Origin of the sequence: Streptomyces sp. NPDC097981 (assembly GCF_040302565.1) — a bacterium.
Lineage (GTDB): Bacteria > Actinomycetota > Actinomycetes > Streptomycetales > Streptomycetaceae > Streptomyces.
Genome location: NZ_JBEORW010000033.1, coordinates 42,397 through 58,693, shown reverse-complemented (window position 1 = coordinate 58,693; position 16,297 = coordinate 42,397). Strand labels below are relative to the sequence as shown.

The window sequence follows — 16,297 nt, the reverse complement described above, 5'->3', positions numbered from 1 at the left end:
CGAGACGTACACCGCCGCCGAGTCGTGCGGAGGTGCGCCTCCTGCTCCTTCCACCGTACGACCGGGTGCGCCTCCCCACGAGCCGACCGGGCTGCAGGGCGGGCAGGAGTCGGCCGCCGACGGCCGTGATCGAGAAGTCGGCCAATTCGGAAGAGGGGGCGTTCTTGTGGGCCGGGGGCTCAGGGAAATCCCCGTGTTTCACCTCGTCATGGGTGCTCAGGTGGCGCGGGTATAGCGGACGTTTCCGCTCCAGATGCGCTCGAGCCGTACCCGTGTGCCCGGCCGTGGGGCGTGCCAGATTTTGTCATGACCGGCATAGATGCCCACATGTCCTATGGTTGCGCCTGCGGGGAAGAAGACAAGGTCACCCGGTGCACGTTGAACGCGTCGGATGTGGTGAGTGTGTGCGTATTGTTCATCGGCGGTGCGGGGGAGTGTCCGGCCGGCCGCTCGGAAGGCATAGAGGGTGAGACCGGAGCAGTCGAATTCCCGCGGCCCCGTTGCCCCGTAGACATAGGGCGCGCCCCGTTTGGATGCGGCAATGGCGACAGCCTTGGCACCGTACGGCGAGGCTGCCTGGGCTTGGGCGACGGGCCCGGTGAAGCTGGCCAGGGAGATTATGAGGAAGAACGAGAGGGATGTGACGGTGCGGCGCGCCGTCGGGTGGCCGATGGAAGGTTTTCGGTTGTCCGTCCCGGTGTGGCTCAATCGTGATACCTCCGCATTGCGTTGCTGAAACAGTTCCGGGTGGTTCTGCGTCGGTGACTTGTGCATTGGCTCTCGATGGCGGACCAGTTTTCCCCGATAACCGCGAACTCGTGCCCATCGGACACGCCTTTCAATATCTCGGTTGAGTAAAATCTCCCGCATTTGTATTCATGGAATATATTCCGGAACAACAGATCGGAGTGCGAAATGCTCCGACGACGGCAGGTACGGATAACCTCGGCCTGCCCGCAGTAGAGGGGCGGTCGGCAGCCATTGAAGTGCCCCGATCGGTTTGCCTGTTGCTCATCTGCAGGGTGCGGATTCGCGATCCGCAAGCAGTGGTCCCGCGAAATCCTCTCCGCGGCGGGTATCGCACGCAAGCTCGTTCCGCGGCCCTCGGAGCTGCATTTCGTCGGGATCAGTCGCCGCGCAGCGCGGTCGCGACCGGCCCGTCACCGAGTACGTCGATCAGGCCCGCCCTGACGCCCTGCTCCACAGTGAGCACCCCCGCGCCGACCGCGCGGCACGTTTCGGCATCGAGTGCGAGGCGGGCGTCCGGTGCTTCCGCGGGCCCGTCGCCGTACGCCGGCCCGGTACCCCCGAGGCGGACGTGGAACACGCCCTCGTCCAGAGCGACTTCGACGACGGCCGGGACCTCGCCCGCCGGCAGGCGGCGCATGAGGGGCAGGGCGAACCAGTGCGCACGCAGCGCGTCGGTGGGCCGGCGCTCGCCGAGGTCGGACGCCCCCCACTCGGCGAGCGCAGCGAGCACCGGGAGCAACCCGGCCCCGTGCGGAGTCAGTTCGTACACCATCGCGACCCCGGGCGGCGGCAGCTTGCGGCGCGTCGCGAGCCCCTGCGCCTCCATGTCCTTGAGCCGTGCGGCGAGCACGTCCGTGGAGACGCCGGGGAGATCGGCGTGAAGGTCGGTGTACCGGCGTGGTCCGGCCAGCAGCTCCCGGACGATCAGCAGGGTCCAGCGGTCCCCGACCGCGTCCAGGGCGCGGGCCGAGGCGCAGTACTGGTCGTAGCTTCGACGGCGTGGTGACATGCAGCGCAGTCTAGACATGATGTTGGACTTTCCAAGCTCGTACTTGGTAAAACCAAGCATGAGGGTCGTGCTGCAGACGCGGCCGACGGGATCCGGGTCCGGCATCCGGGCCCCGGGAACGAGGGAGGGCGCACCATGGAGTTCCGGCAGTCGAGCAAGCTCAGCGAGGTCTGCTACGAGATCCGGGGCCCGGTGATCGAACACGCCGACGCCCTGGAGGAGGCGGGCCACAGTGTGCTGCGCCTCAACACGGGGAACCCGGCCCTCTTCGGCTTCGAGGCGCCCGAGGAGATCGTCCAGGACATGATCCGGATGCTTCCCCGGGCGCACGGCTACACCGACTCGCGCGGTGTGCTCTCCGCCCGGCGCGCCGTCGTCCAGCGGTACCAGGAGATCGGCCTGACCGATGTCACGGTGGACGACGTCTTCCTCGGCAACGGGGTCTCCGAACTGGTCTCCATGGCCGTACAGGCCCTTCTGGAGGACGGGGACGAAGTCCTGATCCCCGCCCCCGACTTCCCGCTCTGGACGGCCGTCACCACCCTCGCGGGCGGCAGGGCCGTGCACTACGTCTGCGACGAGTCGGCCGACTGGTACCCGGACCTCGACGACATGGCGTCCAAAATCACGGACCGCACGAAGGCCGTGGTCATCATCAACCCCAACAACCCGACGGGCGCGGTCTACCCCAAGGAGATCGTCGAGGGAATCCTCGAACTCGCCCGCCGGCACCGGCTGATGGTGTTCGCGGACGAGATCTACGACCAGATCCTGTACGACGACGCCGTGCACCACTCCGCCGCGGCCCTCGCCCCCGACCTGGTCGTCCTGACGTTCTGCGGGCTGTCGAAGACGTACCGGGTGGCGGGATTCCGCTCCGGCTGGCTGGTGGTGACCGGGCCCAAGCAGCATGCGCGGAGCTATCTGGAAGGGCTGGCCATGCTCGCCTCGATGAGGCTGTGCGCCAACGCCCCGGCCCAGTACGCGATCCAGGCCGCCCTCGGCGGCCGCCAGTCCATCCGGGAGCTGACCTCCCCGGGCGGCCGCCTGCTCGAACAGCGTGACCGGGCCTGGGAGAAGCTGAACGAGATCCCCGGGGTCTCGTGCGTGAAGCCGAAGGGTGCGCTGTACGCGTTCCCGCGCATCGACCCGAAGGTGCACCCGATCCACGACGACGAGAAGTTCGTGCTCGACCTGCTGCTCCAGGAGAAGATCCAGGTCGTCCAGGGCACCGGCTTCAACTGGCCCCGGCCCGACCACTTCCGGATCCTGACCCTCCCGTACGCGGACGACCTGGAAGCCGCGATCAGCCGGATCGGCCGGTTCCTGAGCGGCTACCGGCAGTGAGGTGCGTGCCGAAGGCAGCTGGTGCGGGCGGCTGCGCTGCGGGCCCAGGGGGTATCAGTCCCTGCCGGTGAACTTCCAGGCCTGGATGTCGCGGTAATGGATCGGGCCGGGGCCGCGGCCTATGTTGCTGCCGACCAGGTGGAGGTGCTCGGCCTGCCAGGGGCGGCCGCTGAACGCGGTGAGCGTGGCGGCCACCTCCAGCGTGCTGGAGGGGTCGCTGCGGCGGGAGCGCGCCAGAGTGAGGTGCGGACGCAGCGGGCGGTCCTCGAAGGCGATGCCGCATTCCTTGACGACGGTCCGCACCTGGGCGGTGAGCCGGTGCAGTCCCTGGATTTCCCCGTCGATCCCGCTCCAGAGCACCCGCTGGTCGAAATGTCCGCTACCGCGCAGTGTCAGCTCCAAGGGCCGGTGGGCCGAGGCGAGGGCGGCGAGCGGCGGCTGCAGGAGCGGGACCGCGGCGACCGGGAGTTCGCCGAGGAAGGCCAGGGTGATGTGCCAGTCCTCGATGCGGTTCCACCGCATGCCCGGGTAGGCGCGGTAGGCGGGCCGCAGCTCCCGCGCCAGTTCGTCCTTCGCGTCGTCGGGCGGGGCGAGGGCGATGAAGACACGGACGGTCGCGGGCTGGATCTGTTCGTTCACGAGGGACTTCGTACCTTACGCGGGACGATCCAGTCATCTTCGACGACGTGGAGCCTGCCGGGGCAGGCTCCACGACCGCGTGCACATCTGCGTCACCGCGGCCGATGGCCGACCGCGTCGAGCAGCTGTCTGGCGGCCACCGCCGCGCCGTCGGCGGGGATCGCGGCGGCCACGGCGGCCGCCCGTTCGCGGGTCTCCGGAGCCAGGGCCGTCTCCAGTGCGGCAGACAGGGACTCGGTGGTCGGGTTCGGGCCGTCGTGTGCCGCGCCGATGCCCAGCTCGGCCACCCGGCCGGCCCAGTACGGCTGGTCCGCCATCTGGGGCACCACCACCTGGGGCGCGCCGGCCCGGGCGGCGGTCGTCGTCGTACCCGCGCCGCCATGGTGTACGATGGCCGCCACCCGGCGGAACAGCGCCTGCTGGTTGACCTCGCCGACGGCGAAGCAGTCGCCCTGGTCACCGGTCAGGGCCAGGTCCGCCCAGCCGCGGGAGAGGAGCGCGCGGCGGCCCTGTGCGCGGACCGCCTCGACGGCCGCCCGGGTGACGTCCTGCGCGTCGCGGACGGGCATGCTGCCGAAGCCCACGTACACCGGCGGTTCCCCGGCTTCCAGGAACGCCTCCAGGTCGGAGGGGAACGGTCGTTCGTCCGGCCGTATCCAGGCGCCGGTCTGCACCACGTCGAGGTCCGCCGGCCGCAGCCACGGGCTCAGGGTCGGATCCGACGCCAGCCACGGGCGGTCGGTGAGGACGTGGTCGCGGACGCTGTCCACCGCGGGGAGGCCGAGCGACACCCGGTGGGTGTTGACCGCCTCGCCGAACAGCGAGTTCAGGTTCTCCCTGTTCAAGTCCCACAGTGCCCGGTTGTCGGTCACGTCCGGCGGGACCGGCCGCCCCGGCCACACGAGCGGAGGGTGGTGCGGCGACGGCAGGTAGGCCGGGAAGTAGGACACGAACGCGTAGGGGACGCCGAGTTCCTCGGCCACCGACTGCGCCGCGGCCGCGGCCGGGATCAAGCCGGTCGCCACCACCGCGTCGCATCCCTCGGCCACCGCGGCCACCGCTTCGTACGTCACGGCGATCAGCCGGGCCGCGCGCTCGGACATGCTCGTCGGCTGAGGCTTCGTCCCGGCCGTCTTCCCGGTCACGGCCGCGGTCGCCATCGCGCGCACCGACTGGCCGAGCGGCACCAGCGGGAGGCCGAAACCGTCCAGCAGCTCTGCGAAGTCCGGCGGCGCGCACATCTGCACCCCCGCACCGAGTGCCCGTAACTGCAACGCGAGTCCCACCATCGGCTCGATGTCCCCACGCGACCCGTACGCCACCAGCAACACGCGCATATCACAACTCCCCGTATCCTTGAAGCCGGCCTTGACCGGCGATTCTATGGATCCGGGCTGCCTCCGACCGCAGCGGGTGCCATCGCCCCCTTCCTCCGGACGTGAGGGGGCGTCAGTCATGCGTGTGCGTCGGCTCCTTGGAACCTCGACGGGCGTCCGCTGCTTTTGTCGGGACCGCGCTGATCGCAGGCAGCCCTGCCATGGCCCGGACGAACGCGTCGGCGGCCTCCGCGTCAGGTACGGAAGGCGCTCATGTCTCCCGGCTCCGTCTCCAGTGCCTCGCGGTCGAGTTTCAGCATGCCGAGGAAGAACAGCCCGCCCACGAGGAGCAGATCGGCCACGATCACGACGGAGTCGAAGGCCTCCCGCGGTGACACCAGCACGAACAGCGCGACGAGCGTCCACACCAGCGCGCAGATCGCGACCGGCAGCTCGAAGCGTCCGAGGTCGAACGCCCCCTTCTTGCGGCCCAGTCGCCTGCGCACCGCCAAGTAGAGGCAGATCGTCGAGCGCCGTAGATGAGCGCCGGGAGGATCGTCGATGCCGTGATCAGCTCCAGCAGCACGTCGCCCGGCAGCGCGACCATCAGGACGACCCCCAGGGCGAAGATCAGGACGGTCGCCGGGACCGGCGTCCGGGTCCGCGGGCTGACCTGCCGCATCAGCCGGCGGGCCGGGAAGCGCCCGTCGCGCGCCATCGCGAAGACGAGGCGCGCGCACGCCGCCATCGCCACGACCCCGGCACCGAAGAACGCGAACGTGATCGCGACCAGCAGCACCCGCTCCATGACCGGACCGAGCTGGTCGCGCATGATGGCCGCGACCGGTGAGCCGCTGGCGGAGATCCGCGTGATGTCCTTGATCGCGACGGTGAGCGCGATCAGGAACAGCACGCCCAGGACCGAAGCCGCCACGACCGATCCCACGATCGCGCGCGGGACGGCCTGGAAGGAGCCGAGCGTCCGCTTCAGCTCCTGGCGGTAGCCCCCGAGCTCGACGGAATCCGCGCCGTCCGATCCGTTCTCGCTGTTCCGGGGGTCCGCCGGAGCGTCCGCCACCTCGGCCACCTCGCCTCTCCTCGGCCGCTCCGGTTCCGTACGCGGCGGCAGGGCCCCGCCCAGTGTCCTCTTCCCGGCTTCCCCGTCACGGCCATGGCGGCCGGCGCACGCGACCGACCCCCCGAACGGACGCCTGATCCGAGCCCTGGGGCTGGGGAGGTCAGTTGAGTGTCGTCAGGGCCTTCGTGAGCATGCTGCCGCCGATGATCAGGGCCACGCCCAGCCACCACACGTTGTCGTCGAAGATCAGCACGGCGATCCCGATCGGCACCAGCAGCCCGGCCAGGGGCAGGAACATCCCGGCCAGGTGCGGCGGCTCCGGTCCCGGTTGGCCCGCCTCGCGCAGGGCCCGGGCGCGTGCGACGTCCGGGTACCAGGCGGTGAAGCGCACGGCCGCGGTGATGGCCAGGATCTGGATGATCCATCCGGTCCAGATGTTGTTCGGATTGTGCAGCACCAGGTCGCCGTACCCGCCCGCGACGGCGGCGACCAGGAACGCCAGCCCCCACACCCCGGTGATGAGGTAGTTGGTCCGCAGGAACGCGGGCGTGTTCCAGTACGCCGGATCGACCCGCTCACGCGCGTACTGGAGGGTGAAGGGCATGCGGAGCGCCATGGACCCGAAGGCGATCAGGACGAGGGCGATGTTGGAGACCTCGCCGGCGTACGTTTCGAGCCACCGGCGGGTGCCTTCGCTCGCGAGGGCGCCGATGACGGCCATGACGGTGAAGAAGACCAGGTCGGCGAGTTCCAGCAGCTTCCACGAGCTGCCCCTGTTGATGATCCGCCCCGCCGCCACGAGCACGATCGTGCTCGCCAGGGCGAGTACGACCGCGATCTCGAACCTGCCCGGTCCGACCAGCAGCGAGAAGATGATCCACGGCGCCATGCCGACGACGGGATTCTCCAGCAATCCGGCGGCAGCGTCCCGGGCCGTGGCAGGCGCCTCGGTCTTCACCTCTCCAGCGTGCGCGCGCGAGGCGCATCGGGCCATTCGGGGCGAGTGGCAGGCGCAGGATCCCACCTTCCCACGGTCGTTCGGCAGGACCACCCCAGTCTGGACGAAACCGGGAGTCGTACGGTGAAAGCCGATGCGAGCGGCGTCACCCGCGCGAGCGGCCGAAGAACTCGATCTCCGCCACCGCGACCTGCCGGTCCGGTCCGCTCCCGTACGCCGAGCGCAGGACGATCCGTACCGACACTGTGTTCCGGCGGCGTATGTCGATCCGTTGCACGCCGCCGTCGTCGAGGGTCTTGTGCGTGGTCCGGGTACGCCCGGCCGAGTCGGTGACGATGAGGTCCAGCTCCTGCGGCCGCGCCTGGTCGGCTGCTTTCCCGGGGCGCTTGGAGGTGCCCGGCGTGACGAGGACCGCCAGCAGGTCCATCGGCTGGGCGAAATCGGCCTGGAGGTGCTGACCGTTGGAATCGCCCGCATACCCCGTACCCCACCAGGTGTTGGAGTAGCTGTCGAAGGCCTGCTCCGGGCCGTGCCCCTCGGCGGAGTGCGAGGCCGTCCAGCCCGTCGGCCGGACCGCGACCCGCTTGGCGAAGTGGTCCTGGACCGCGCGTGCGGCGGGCGGACCGCCGATCAGCCCGCCCACCACGACCAAGGCGACGGCCGACACCACCACGGCCCGGACGATCCAGCGCCGCCGTTCCCGGTGCAGGGCCGGTCGCTGTCCGGCGTACGGGCTGCTCTCCGGATCGGCCCGGCGCTCGCCCAGTGCGGTGGCGCAGTCGCGGCAGAACGACCGCTGCGGGGCATTGGGGGTACCGCAGGCAGGGCAGGGAGGGCCTTCTTGCGCCGCTCGGGCGGGCTGCGGCGTGCGCACCCGCGGACGGGCCGCTTCCGGCCGGCCGGGCAGTACGGTACCGGGGCGACCGCCCGGCTCCGGTTCGTCGCCCGAGGCCTCGGGCACCGGCACCAGCAGCGCGCGGGCGGCACCGGCGGAGGACAGGTCCGGGGCGGACTCGGTACTTCCTGTTCCGGGCTCCGGCCGTTCGGCCGGCTGTTCCCGATCGGTTCGTCCGGCTCGCTCCGCCGCCTCCGGCACCGCGGGCAGAGGGGCGGTCGCGGCCTCGGCCCGGTCCGCGGCGGTCCCGGCGGCGGCTCCCGCGGGAGCGTCTTGCGCGCCGCGGGTGCCGCGCGCGCCGCCGCCGGTGTCCCAGCGCAGGAAGGCGCCGCACGAGTCGCAGAAGGACTGGCCGGTCGTACGCGACGGCGCCGCGCACTCGGGGCAGGGGGCGGTCCCGGTCTCGGGCATCGTGTTCAGTTCCCTTCCGGAACAGGGGAGGAGGAGTCGGTGGAGACACCGGTCAGTACTTCGGCCGTGAACGGCAGGTGTGCGGGGCGGGCCGCCGCGACCACGGCGTGCAGCAGGTGCGCGGCGCCGGGGGCCGGATGCCGCAGCCGTACGCGGACGTGCAGTGCGGCGCGCGGCGACCCGGGGAACGGGCCCAGCGGCTTCGCCGCCCAGCAGGCCCCGCCGCTCTCGGCGATCTCCGGCTGCACCCCGAACGAGAGGCGCACCGCCTCGGCCAGCCCCCGGCGGGTGCCGCGCAGCCGGTGCAGGGCCGCGGCGGTCGCGACCGCGTGGCGGCGCACCGCCAGCGGCTCGGTCCCGGACAGCTCCGCACCGACCCAGTCGGCGAGCCAGTCGACGAAGTCGGCCGGTGCGAGCGCCGGGTCGAAGTACGCCTCCAGGCAGTCGAGTACGTTGAACACCGGAGCAAGCATCGCGTCGAGCCCGGTGACGAACCGCTGGGCGAGCTCGTCGTCGGCGTACACGGCGGGCAGCGCTTCGCCCAGCGGATACGGAGACCGGAGCCCGTCCAGCGCACCGCGCGCGCCCGGGCCTGCCCCGCTCACCGGGCCTCGATGACGCGCACACGGTGGTCGAAGGGGAACAGCAGGGCCGCGGGCCCGAGATCGACCCGGTCGGTCGCGTCCCCGCGCCGCCCCGTCAGCGGGTCGGCCGGATGCAGCAGGACCTCGTCGACCAGCTCCACCCCCGGAACCCGCTGCAGCGCGGCGAACACCTCGCCCGCACGCAGCGACCGGCCGAACGGCCAGCCCCGGCCGTGGGCCCCGCCCGACAGCGGATCCAGATACGCGTACAGGGCGTCCAGCGCCTCCCCGCGCACCCGGTCCGCCGTCGCCGCGCGGTAGCAGTGAACGGTGGCCACCACCGTCACCCCCTGGTAGAACGGCGGCCCGACGGCCAGCCGGGTGCCCAGCGGCCGCCGCTCGTCGAGGAACCCGGTGATCCGGGCCAGGAGTTCGTCACCCGGGACCAGCTGCTCGAAGCGCAGTCGGCCTCCCCGGTCCGTCACGGCCTGCGGGACCACGAGCACCCGTACCGCGTTCTCGCCGTCCACCGCGTCCGTGCCGGCGGCGAGGCACTGGATCCGGGCCGCCTCCGGTGCGGCCCGCCGGGTCAGTTCCTCGTAGTCCCGGGCCGTCACGGCCCGCTCCTGTGCGCGCAGCGCGATCGGCGCCCGGACCCGGGCCTGGTCGACCGTCTCCCCGTCCACTCCTCCCCGTGCGGCCTCCCGGTTCTCCACCCGCGCGATGTACGGGATGGAACTGCGCAGCACCTGGATCGTGCCCCGGGCCACGTTCCCGCCGCGGCCGCCGCCCACCCCGTACCGGGTGGCCCGTACGGCCGCGCCCTTCGCCGGAACGGCCCCGAAACGGCGCAGTGAGCCGTCGGGTTCCCGTACCGCGGGACCGAACGCGATCTCACCGAGCGTCGCGTCCAGGGTGAAGTGCCGGTCCCCGGGACCGGACGCCGAGAAGTCGGGCACGCTCCGCCACCGCTGCCAGCCCTCGCCGTCCGACACGTCCAGCCGTACGTCGCCCACCACCGGTACGTGCGCCAGCCGCACCCGGTGCCCCGGCACACCGGGGGCATCGCCGAGCGGCTCCTCCCGGACGAACTCGGCGTGCGCGGCGGTGACCGTACCGCCGATGGTGAACGCGGCGGCGTCGCGGACGGTCGGCGAGGAGGCGTAGAACGGCTGCCCGGGCCGGGCCGCCGTCACCTGGCAGCGCACCCAGCCCGCCTCCAGCCCGCCCAGCCGGGACACCGTGTGCCCGCCCGGCAGGTGGAGCACCACCTCGCCGGGCCGGTTGAGGCCGCCCGTGGAGTCGGAGTCCACCTCGCACTCCGTCCAGCCGTCCGCGGTCCACGCCTCCCACACCAGCGGCGGCTGCCGTGGGTCCACCCCCACGCCGTCCACCCGGCTGTCCAGCCGCAGTACGGCCGCGCAGTGGGGCACGGCCGCCGACAGCCCGAACAGCAGCAGGTCGCCGGGTTGCGGCAGCGCGGTGAACACCGGCACGTCCGCACCCGCCCGCACCTCCCGCGAGCAGTCCACGGGCGGGGCCCCGGCGCCCTGGCGCAGCAGGTGCGCGAGCTCGCAGGGGACGAGCTCCAGGTCCCGCTCGGTGGCGAAGACCACCGCTTCGTCGGTCTCCGTACGGCCGGTGGCCACCTCGGTGCCGGCCGGCAGGACCAAGGGCTCCGGCTGGGGTGCAGCCAGCCAGAAGGTGACGGGGGCGCGGGCCGCCGACGGCGGGAAGAGCGTGATGCCCAGGAGGTCCAGGAAAGCCAGCTGGTTCTTCTCCGGGACCCGGTTGAGGCGGTAGACGAGCTGGTCGGCCATGTGGGCCACGGCCTCGATCAGGGTGACCCCCGGGTCGGAGACGTTGTGGTCGCTCCACTCGGGGCAGCGCTGCTGGATGTAGCGCTTGGCGTCGTCGACGAACTGCTGGAAGTGCCGGTCGTCGAGCCGGGGTGCGGGCAGGGCCATCAGTGTCGTTCGCTTTCGCTGGAAGCGGCGCCGCCGGAGTGCTCCGCCTCGGCGCCCTCGGCGGGGATCACGTAGAAGGGGAAGACGAGGCTGCGGGGGTTGTTCGTGCCGCGCACGGCGTAGCGGACGTCGATGTGCAGCACAGCCGGGTCGTCCGGGGCGGGGGTCACGGTCACCTCGTGCACCTCGATGCGGGGCTCCCAGCGGTCGAGGGCGGTGCGCACCTCGTACCGGATCCGCCCGGCCGTCGCGTCGTTGGCCGGGGCGAAGACCAGGTCGTGCACCGCGCAGCCGAACTCGGGCCGCATCGGCCGCTCGCCGGGAGCCGTGGCCAGGACGAGGCGCATGGCCTCCTCGACCTCACGGTCGCGGCGGGCCAGCGCGATGGAGCCGCCCGGGTCGATCCGCATCGGGAAGGCCCAGCCGGCCCCGACGAAGTGCTCGCTCACCTGTTTTCCGTCCCTCGCGGTCTTTCGGTGCGGCGGCCCGGTCTCCCGGGGCCGCCGCCGCTTCGATCCGGCAACCCGTTCAGAACGGCAGTCCGTTGCGGGTCGTGATGCCCATCAGCGACACCGTCGCGGCCGTGACCCCGACGTTGCCGAGGGCCTTGATGCCGACCCGGCCGGTCGTCTCCAGATCCACGCCGACGCCGGCCTTCAGATGGAGTCCGGTACCTGCGTCGAGGGACAGCGCCCCCTTCGCCGACAGTGTCAGGTCGCCCCCGGAGTCCACCGTGACCCCGCGGGCGCCGTGGATGGTGACCTTTCCGTCGCTGCTGATGGTCAGCGTCGTGCGCGCTTCGTCGAGCTGCACCGTCAGTGCGCCGTCGCCGGTGCGCAGCCGGATCCCGCTGGCCGGGCGCGCCGCCCCGGAACGCTCCAGGAACTCCACCGTGTGGCCGCTGCGCGCCGTCAGCGAACGCCAGTTGACCTTCCCGCCGGTGGGGTCGACCGGCGCGATCCCGTCCGGCTCGCGGGTCGCCCTGTCCACGCCGTTGTAGAGACCGGCGAGGACGTACGGGTGCTCCAGGGAGCCGCGGTCGAAGGCGCACAGCACCTCGTCGTTGACGTCCGGCAGCAGCAGTCCGCCGCCCCCGACGCCGCCGAACTGGGCGACCCGGCACCAGCCGCTCTCGTACGTGTCCGACAGCCAGGGGAAGCGCAGCCGCACCCGGCCCAGCCCCAGCGGGTCCTTGACGTTGGTCACCAGGGCCACCGCCACACCGGGCAGCGGCGCCGCCGGCTCCCCGCCCCCGCCGCCGCCCGAAGCCAGGCCGTAGAGCGAGCGGAACTGCCGGCCTGAAACGGTCAGCCAGGTGACGTAGGGCCGCCCGGAGGAGAAGACGTGGCGGACCCCCGTCGCCGTGTACTTGCCCTCGAACGGGAACCCGGCGCCCTTCACGGTGACCGGCCGGCCCGGCACCAGGCCCGGGTTGCCGGTGACCGCCACCTCCAGCTCGGCGAAGGAGCCCGCGACGTCGTCGGCGAGCGCCCGGGCGGCATGGGTGACCTCGGACGGCGTCGTGTACGGAACCCGGGTCGCGTCCAGGTCCGAGGGCCCGAACGGCGCTGCCAGCCGCGCGGCCGAAACGTCGGCCAGGACGTCCGGGCTGCTGCCGGCCGGAGCCGGGGCGGCCAGCGGCCGCTTCGTCAGCATGTCCCAACCGCGCACGGTCACCTGGCGGACCTGCCCGGCCGAGGTCAGCGAGATCCTGCTCTGCAGGGTGTTGTGGCCGAACTCCAGGACGTACGGGCTCTGCAGTGCGGGCGTGGTCTCGGCGGGCGCACCCGAGGCGGGCGCGAGCGCGGCGAAATCGAGCTTGCCGTCGGCGTCGAAGGACAGCCGGACGTCATTCTCCGCCGCCAGCCGGGACAGGTAGTCCCAGTCCGTGATGCCGGGCTGCGTGGCGAGCTCGTACACCGTGGGGGTCGGGTCGACGCGGCCCAGGGCGAGCCCGCACTGCCCGGCCAGCCTGCGCACGATGTCCGACGCCGTCATCTGCGGGTACCCCGCGACCCGGCGGTTGCGCAGCAGCCGGTGACCGGGGTCGTAGCCCCGCAGCACCAGCCGCCGGACGTCCCCGGGCTCGGAGTCCACCTCGACGGCTGTGACCTCGCCGGTGATCAGCGGAGTACCGCGGACCCCGTCGGTGAACGGGCTCAGCACCGCCTTCGAGCCGACGGCGAGCTGCGGGTAGAGCCGGGTCAGGGCGCCGTCGCCGTCGCTGAAGACCAGCTGGAACGCGGAAGGGACGTTCACGCTCGCGTCCACCCAGCCCTCGGTGAGGCAGACGGCGAGCGGGTCGGGAAGCACGGCGCCGCCCAACGTGACGTGCAGGAGGGTCGTGAAGGTGTTCTCGCTCATGCGGCACTCTCCGAGGCGGCGGGCAGCAGCAGTTCGGTCCCCGGACGCAGCCGCATCGGGTCGTCGATGCCGTTCGCCTCCGCGATCACCCTCCACCGGGTCGGGTCCCCGTACTCCCGCCATGCCAGCGAGGCGAGGGTGTCACCGGCGACGGTGCGGTGCACGCGACGCGCGGACAGGGCGCCCGACGTCGGGTTCTGGCGCTTGACCTCCGTCGGGATCTCCGTGAGGGACAGGGAGCAGGTGGCGCGCAGCGGAGTCCCGTTGGGGCTGAACAAGGTGTAGGTGGCGCTCGCGTTGGTCACGCAGGCGGTGAACTGGACGGTGCTGAACGCCCCCCACGAGAACTTCACCCAAGGCGGCGACGGGGCCTGCGAGGTGACGCTCTGCTCCGTCACCTCGCAGCAGAGGAGCAGGAGTTCCACCTGGCGCTGGACGGTGTTCGCGCCGGGGGTCCCCGAGGCGTCGAGGAATACGTCGACGCGCAACTGAGCCGGGGCGACGCCCGTGAACTTCGACGGCGCGCCGCGGGTGTAGGCCACGGCCGGATCGTTGCGCCAGTGCGCGGAGCGGGACAGCTGCAGCTGGCGCGGGTTGAACTGGAACCGGACCTCGCCGATCAGCCCGCCCATGGCGCCGCCGAGCCGGGCGGGCGGATGGTGGACGGCCAGAGAGGCCCGGGACAGCCCGGCGGCGGCGCGGCCGCCCGTGGGAGCCGCCATCTCAGGCACCCCCCGCGTCGGTGAACCCGTGGTGGGCGATCTCCAGCGTCTCGGTGGCGACGGACGGACTGGCCGGGTTCAGCGTGGGACCGGTCCAGCGCACGGGGAGCACCTCGACCAGGCCCCACTGGGCGACGACGGACCCGTCGGCGCGCAGGGCGGCGATCTGCGCGGTGGGGCGGGTGATTCCGGTGGTGAGGGAGGAGATCCAGGCGGCGACGCGAGCGGTGTCGGGGGTAAGGGGACGGGTGAGCCGGATGGTGGAGAACGTGACGCGGGTGGGCAGCTGCCAGACGAACCCGTTGTTGCCGCCTTCCTGGTGCTGCTCGATCTCGACCTGGGACGAGAGCCCGTCGCAGCCGTTGAACAGCCCGAGGTTCTGGCCGTCGATGCTGAGCTTGAAGAAGACGGTGGAGCCGGGGTCAGGGGGCGTGGGCATGCGGGACTCTCTGTTCGTGATGCGTCGGGTTCCGGATTCTGGGGCGGGGTGCGGGTCAGCGGTCGCGGAGCCGGCCCAGCCGTTCGCGGTCGCCGCGCAGTTCAGCGCGCAGCAGCCGGGACAGCGGGGCCACCAGCCGCCGGGCCAGGGCGTCCAGTTCGGCCTGGGCGGCCGGAGCCGGAGCACCCGTGGGAGCGGCCGTCTGCTCCGGGGAGGACGGCGGAGCGGGCGCGGGTGCGGGTGCCGGCGCGGGCTGGATCGGTATGGGTACGGGTGGCGGCACCGCTGCGGGTGCGGGGGGTGCAGCGCGTTGAAGTGGGACGGCCGCCGGTGCGGAGGGCAGGGTGACGGGCGCTGTCGCAGGTGAGGCCGCGGGCCCTGGCGGGGTATGCCGGCCGAGGGACGCCACCGGCAGCGGTGGGGCTCCGGGCGGCGCCGGTGCAGTCCGCCGCAGCGCGATGGCCGTCACCAGGGGTGCGGCAGGCGCGGTACCGGAAGCCGGGCCGGCCGGGGTGAGCGGCCGTCCGGAGGCCAGTGGGACGGGTACGGCCGGAGCGGGCGCGACGGCGCGCTGGATCCGGGGCCCGGGTATCCGCACGGAAGGCAGCGGCTCGGCCGGCACGTACGTCGGCGTCGTCGGCGTCGGTGTCCGTACCCGTGAGGGGATGGGCGGGACCGGTGCGGCGGGGGCGGGCAGCCCGGGGACCGCCGCCGGGACCGGCCCCGCCGGGGCGAGCGGTGCGCCGATCAGCGGCCGCCGCACCGGGGTCTGCGGCCGGGCGGACGCGGCACGCTGGACCCGGCGTACGAGCGGGCGCTGCATCCCCGTACCCGTGGTTGGGGGAACCACGGGCACGGGGACGTTCGGGACCCCCTGAGCGGAGGCGGGATCCGCTGGTGAGGGCCGGGTCTGGATCCCCGTATCCGACGCGGGGGTTGCGCCGGGTACGGGGACGTCCGGGGCTCCCGGAACGGGAGGGACGGCGCCGACAGGCCACAGCTGCCGCGAAGGCGCCGCAGGACGGGGCGCGGACAGCAGGGGCGGCGGCACGCGAGCGGCCCGCCGCGCGACGGGGATCACGGGCACGGGGCGGCCGTTGGCGCTGCCGGCGGGAACGGGCGTCCCGGCCCGCACCACGGGCACGGCGGTCTCCGATGCGGCTGTCTGCGAGACCCGGGGGAGAGCACCGGCCGGACCGGCCGGAGCCGTACCGTCCTGCTGCGCGGTGGCTGAGTGGGGGTACGGAACGGCCGAGCGCGGTGCGGTCGGTGCAGGGCGCCGGCCGGGAGGTACGGCTCCGGTGGCCGCCGCGTTCCCCCGACCCGCGGTCGGAACCGACTCGGCGGACCGCTGCACAGCAGGCGGCGTGGCCGTGGGCGTGGCCCGGGAGCCCGTCCCGGCAGATCCGGATGCCGCGACCTGCCCGGTCCCGTCCGCCGCCGGAGCCACGGCACGTGTCACAACGGACCCCGGCTCCGCCGCGGCCCGCTGTACGGCCTTGGCGGTCGGGTCGGGGACCGGCGGGACCGTCCCGGTCTGCAGGGCGAAGGGCCGGTGAGCTGCCGTGACGGGCGGAAGCACGATGCGCTGAACGGGCTCGGCGTTCGGGGCCGGGGACGGCGGATTCGGCTTGGCCTGCGCGGCCTCCGAAGCTGCGGACCGCTGAACGGCGTTGTCGGCCGGGACCGTGACCGGCGGGACCGGCTCGGTGGTGGCGACCGAGGGCTGCTGGACCGGCTTGGCATGCGGCGCCGTGGCGGGTGGCGCCAAGGAGGCTTGCACCGAATCGGCCTGCGGGGCCAGGGGCGGTTCGGTTG

At 72.8% G+C, this 16,297-nt stretch carries 16 protein-coding genes and 1 pseudogene; 2 read left to right on the top strand and 15 right to left on the bottom strand.

Annotation, left to right across the window (positions count from 1 at the left end):
• Positions 1-216: 216 nt before the first annotated feature.
• Together ABTY04_RS27945 and ABTY04_RS27940 are read right to left on the bottom strand one after the other, a co-directional pair.
• Positions 217-774, bottom strand: a complete 558-nt coding sequence (locus ABTY04_RS27945) for a C40 family peptidase (protein WP_352216158.1) — start codon at positions 772-774, stop codon at positions 217-219.
• Between the two features lie 352 nt (positions 775-1,126).
• Positions 1,127-1,759: a winged helix-turn-helix transcriptional regulator gene (locus tag ABTY04_RS27940; RefSeq protein ID WP_352216157.1), complete on the bottom strand. Its 633-nt coding sequence runs from the start codon at positions 1,757-1,759 to the stop codon at positions 1,127-1,129.
• 135 nt (positions 1,760-1,894) lie between these two features.
• On the opposite strand from ABTY04_RS27940, the gene ABTY04_RS27935 reads away from it, so the two are divergent.
• Complete coding sequence (locus ABTY04_RS27935) at positions 1,895-3,106, top strand: pyridoxal phosphate-dependent aminotransferase (protein WP_352216156.1); 1,212 nt, start codon at positions 1,895-1,897, stop codon at positions 3,104-3,106.
• A gap of 54 nt (positions 3,107-3,160) precedes the next feature.
• Here ABTY04_RS27935 and thpR read toward each other — a convergent pair whose 3' ends face one another.
• The 13 genes and pseudogenes from thpR to ABTY04_RS27870 all read right to left on the bottom strand — a co-directional run bounded on the left by thpR (position 3,161) and on the right by ABTY04_RS27870 (position 14,762).
• Positions 3,161-3,745, bottom strand: a complete 585-nt coding sequence (gene thpR, locus ABTY04_RS27930; protein ID WP_352216155.1) for an RNA 2',3'-cyclic phosphodiesterase — start codon at positions 3,743-3,745, stop codon at positions 3,161-3,163.
• A 92-nt stretch (positions 3,746-3,837) separates the two neighbouring features.
• Positions 3,838-5,082 (bottom strand): glycosyltransferase, encoded by a 1,245-nt coding sequence (locus tag ABTY04_RS27925; RefSeq protein ID WP_352216154.1) that lies wholly within the window; start codon positions 5,080-5,082, stop codon positions 3,838-3,840.
• 233 nt (positions 5,083-5,315) lie between these two features.
• Positions 5,316-5,567, bottom strand: a complete 252-nt coding sequence (locus ABTY04_RS27920) for a hypothetical protein (protein WP_352216196.1) — start codon at positions 5,565-5,567, stop codon at positions 5,316-5,318.
• A 98-nt stretch (positions 5,568-5,665) separates the two neighbouring features.
• Positions 5,666-5,974: pseudogene (locus ABTY04_RS27915) on the bottom strand (amino acid permease); the annotation flags it as partial.
• A 325-nt stretch (positions 5,975-6,299) separates the two neighbouring features.
• The gene (locus tag ABTY04_RS27910) at positions 6,300-7,097 is read right to left on the bottom strand and encodes a hypothetical protein (RefSeq protein ID WP_352216153.1); all 798 of its coding nucleotides are present in this window, start codon (positions 7,095-7,097) and stop codon (positions 6,300-6,302) included.
• A 145-nt stretch (positions 7,098-7,242) separates the two neighbouring features.
• Positions 7,243-8,403, bottom strand: a complete 1,161-nt coding sequence (locus tag ABTY04_RS27905) for an NADase-type glycan-binding domain-containing protein (protein ID WP_352216152.1) — start codon at positions 8,401-8,403, stop codon at positions 7,243-7,245.
• A gap of 5 nt (positions 8,404-8,408) precedes the next feature.
• The gene (locus tag ABTY04_RS27900) at positions 8,409-9,008 is read right to left on the bottom strand and encodes a phage tail protein (RefSeq protein ID WP_352216151.1); all 600 of its coding nucleotides are present in this window, start codon (positions 9,006-9,008) and stop codon (positions 8,409-8,411) included.
• A complete protein-coding gene (locus ABTY04_RS27895) occupies positions 9,005-10,954 on the bottom strand; it encodes a putative baseplate assembly protein (RefSeq protein ID WP_352216150.1) in 1,950 nt (649 codons plus the stop codon). The genes ABTY04_RS27900 and ABTY04_RS27895 overlap by 4 nt, the downstream gene beginning before the upstream one ends.
• Positions 10,954-11,403 (bottom strand): GPW/gp25 family protein, encoded by a 450-nt coding sequence (locus ABTY04_RS27890; RefSeq protein WP_352216149.1) that lies wholly within the window; start codon positions 11,401-11,403, stop codon positions 10,954-10,956. The genes ABTY04_RS27895 and ABTY04_RS27890 overlap by 1 nt, the downstream gene beginning before the upstream one ends.
• Positions 11,404-11,482: 79 nt before the next feature.
• Positions 11,483-13,318, bottom strand: a complete 1,836-nt coding sequence (locus ABTY04_RS27885; RefSeq protein WP_352216148.1) for a VgrG-related protein — start codon at positions 13,316-13,318, stop codon at positions 11,483-11,485.
• Entirely contained in the window at positions 13,315-14,040 is a 726-nt protein-coding gene (locus tag ABTY04_RS27880; protein WP_352216147.1) for a CIS tube protein, read from the bottom strand. Before ABTY04_RS27880 ends, ABTY04_RS27885 begins: the two co-directional genes overlap by 4 nt.
• Before the next feature lies 1 nt (position 14,041).
• Positions 14,042-14,479 carry a phage tail protein gene (locus tag ABTY04_RS27875; RefSeq protein ID WP_352216146.1) on the bottom strand — a complete coding sequence of 146 codons (438 nt, stop codon included), beginning with the start codon at positions 14,477-14,479 and terminating at the stop codon, positions 14,042-14,044.
• 55 nt (positions 14,480-14,534) lie between these two features.
• The gene (locus ABTY04_RS27870) at positions 14,535-14,762 is read right to left on the bottom strand and encodes a hypothetical protein (protein ID WP_352216145.1); all 228 of its coding nucleotides are present in this window, start codon (positions 14,760-14,762) and stop codon (positions 14,535-14,537) included.
• A 175-nt stretch (positions 14,763-14,937) separates the two neighbouring features.
• Between ABTY04_RS27870 and ABTY04_RS27865 the strand changes: the two genes are divergently transcribed.
• Positions 14,938-15,357 (top strand): hypothetical protein, encoded by a 420-nt coding sequence (locus ABTY04_RS27865; RefSeq protein ID WP_352216144.1) that lies wholly within the window; start codon positions 14,938-14,940, stop codon positions 15,355-15,357.
• The last annotated feature ends 940 nt before the right edge of the window (positions 15,358-16,297 follow it).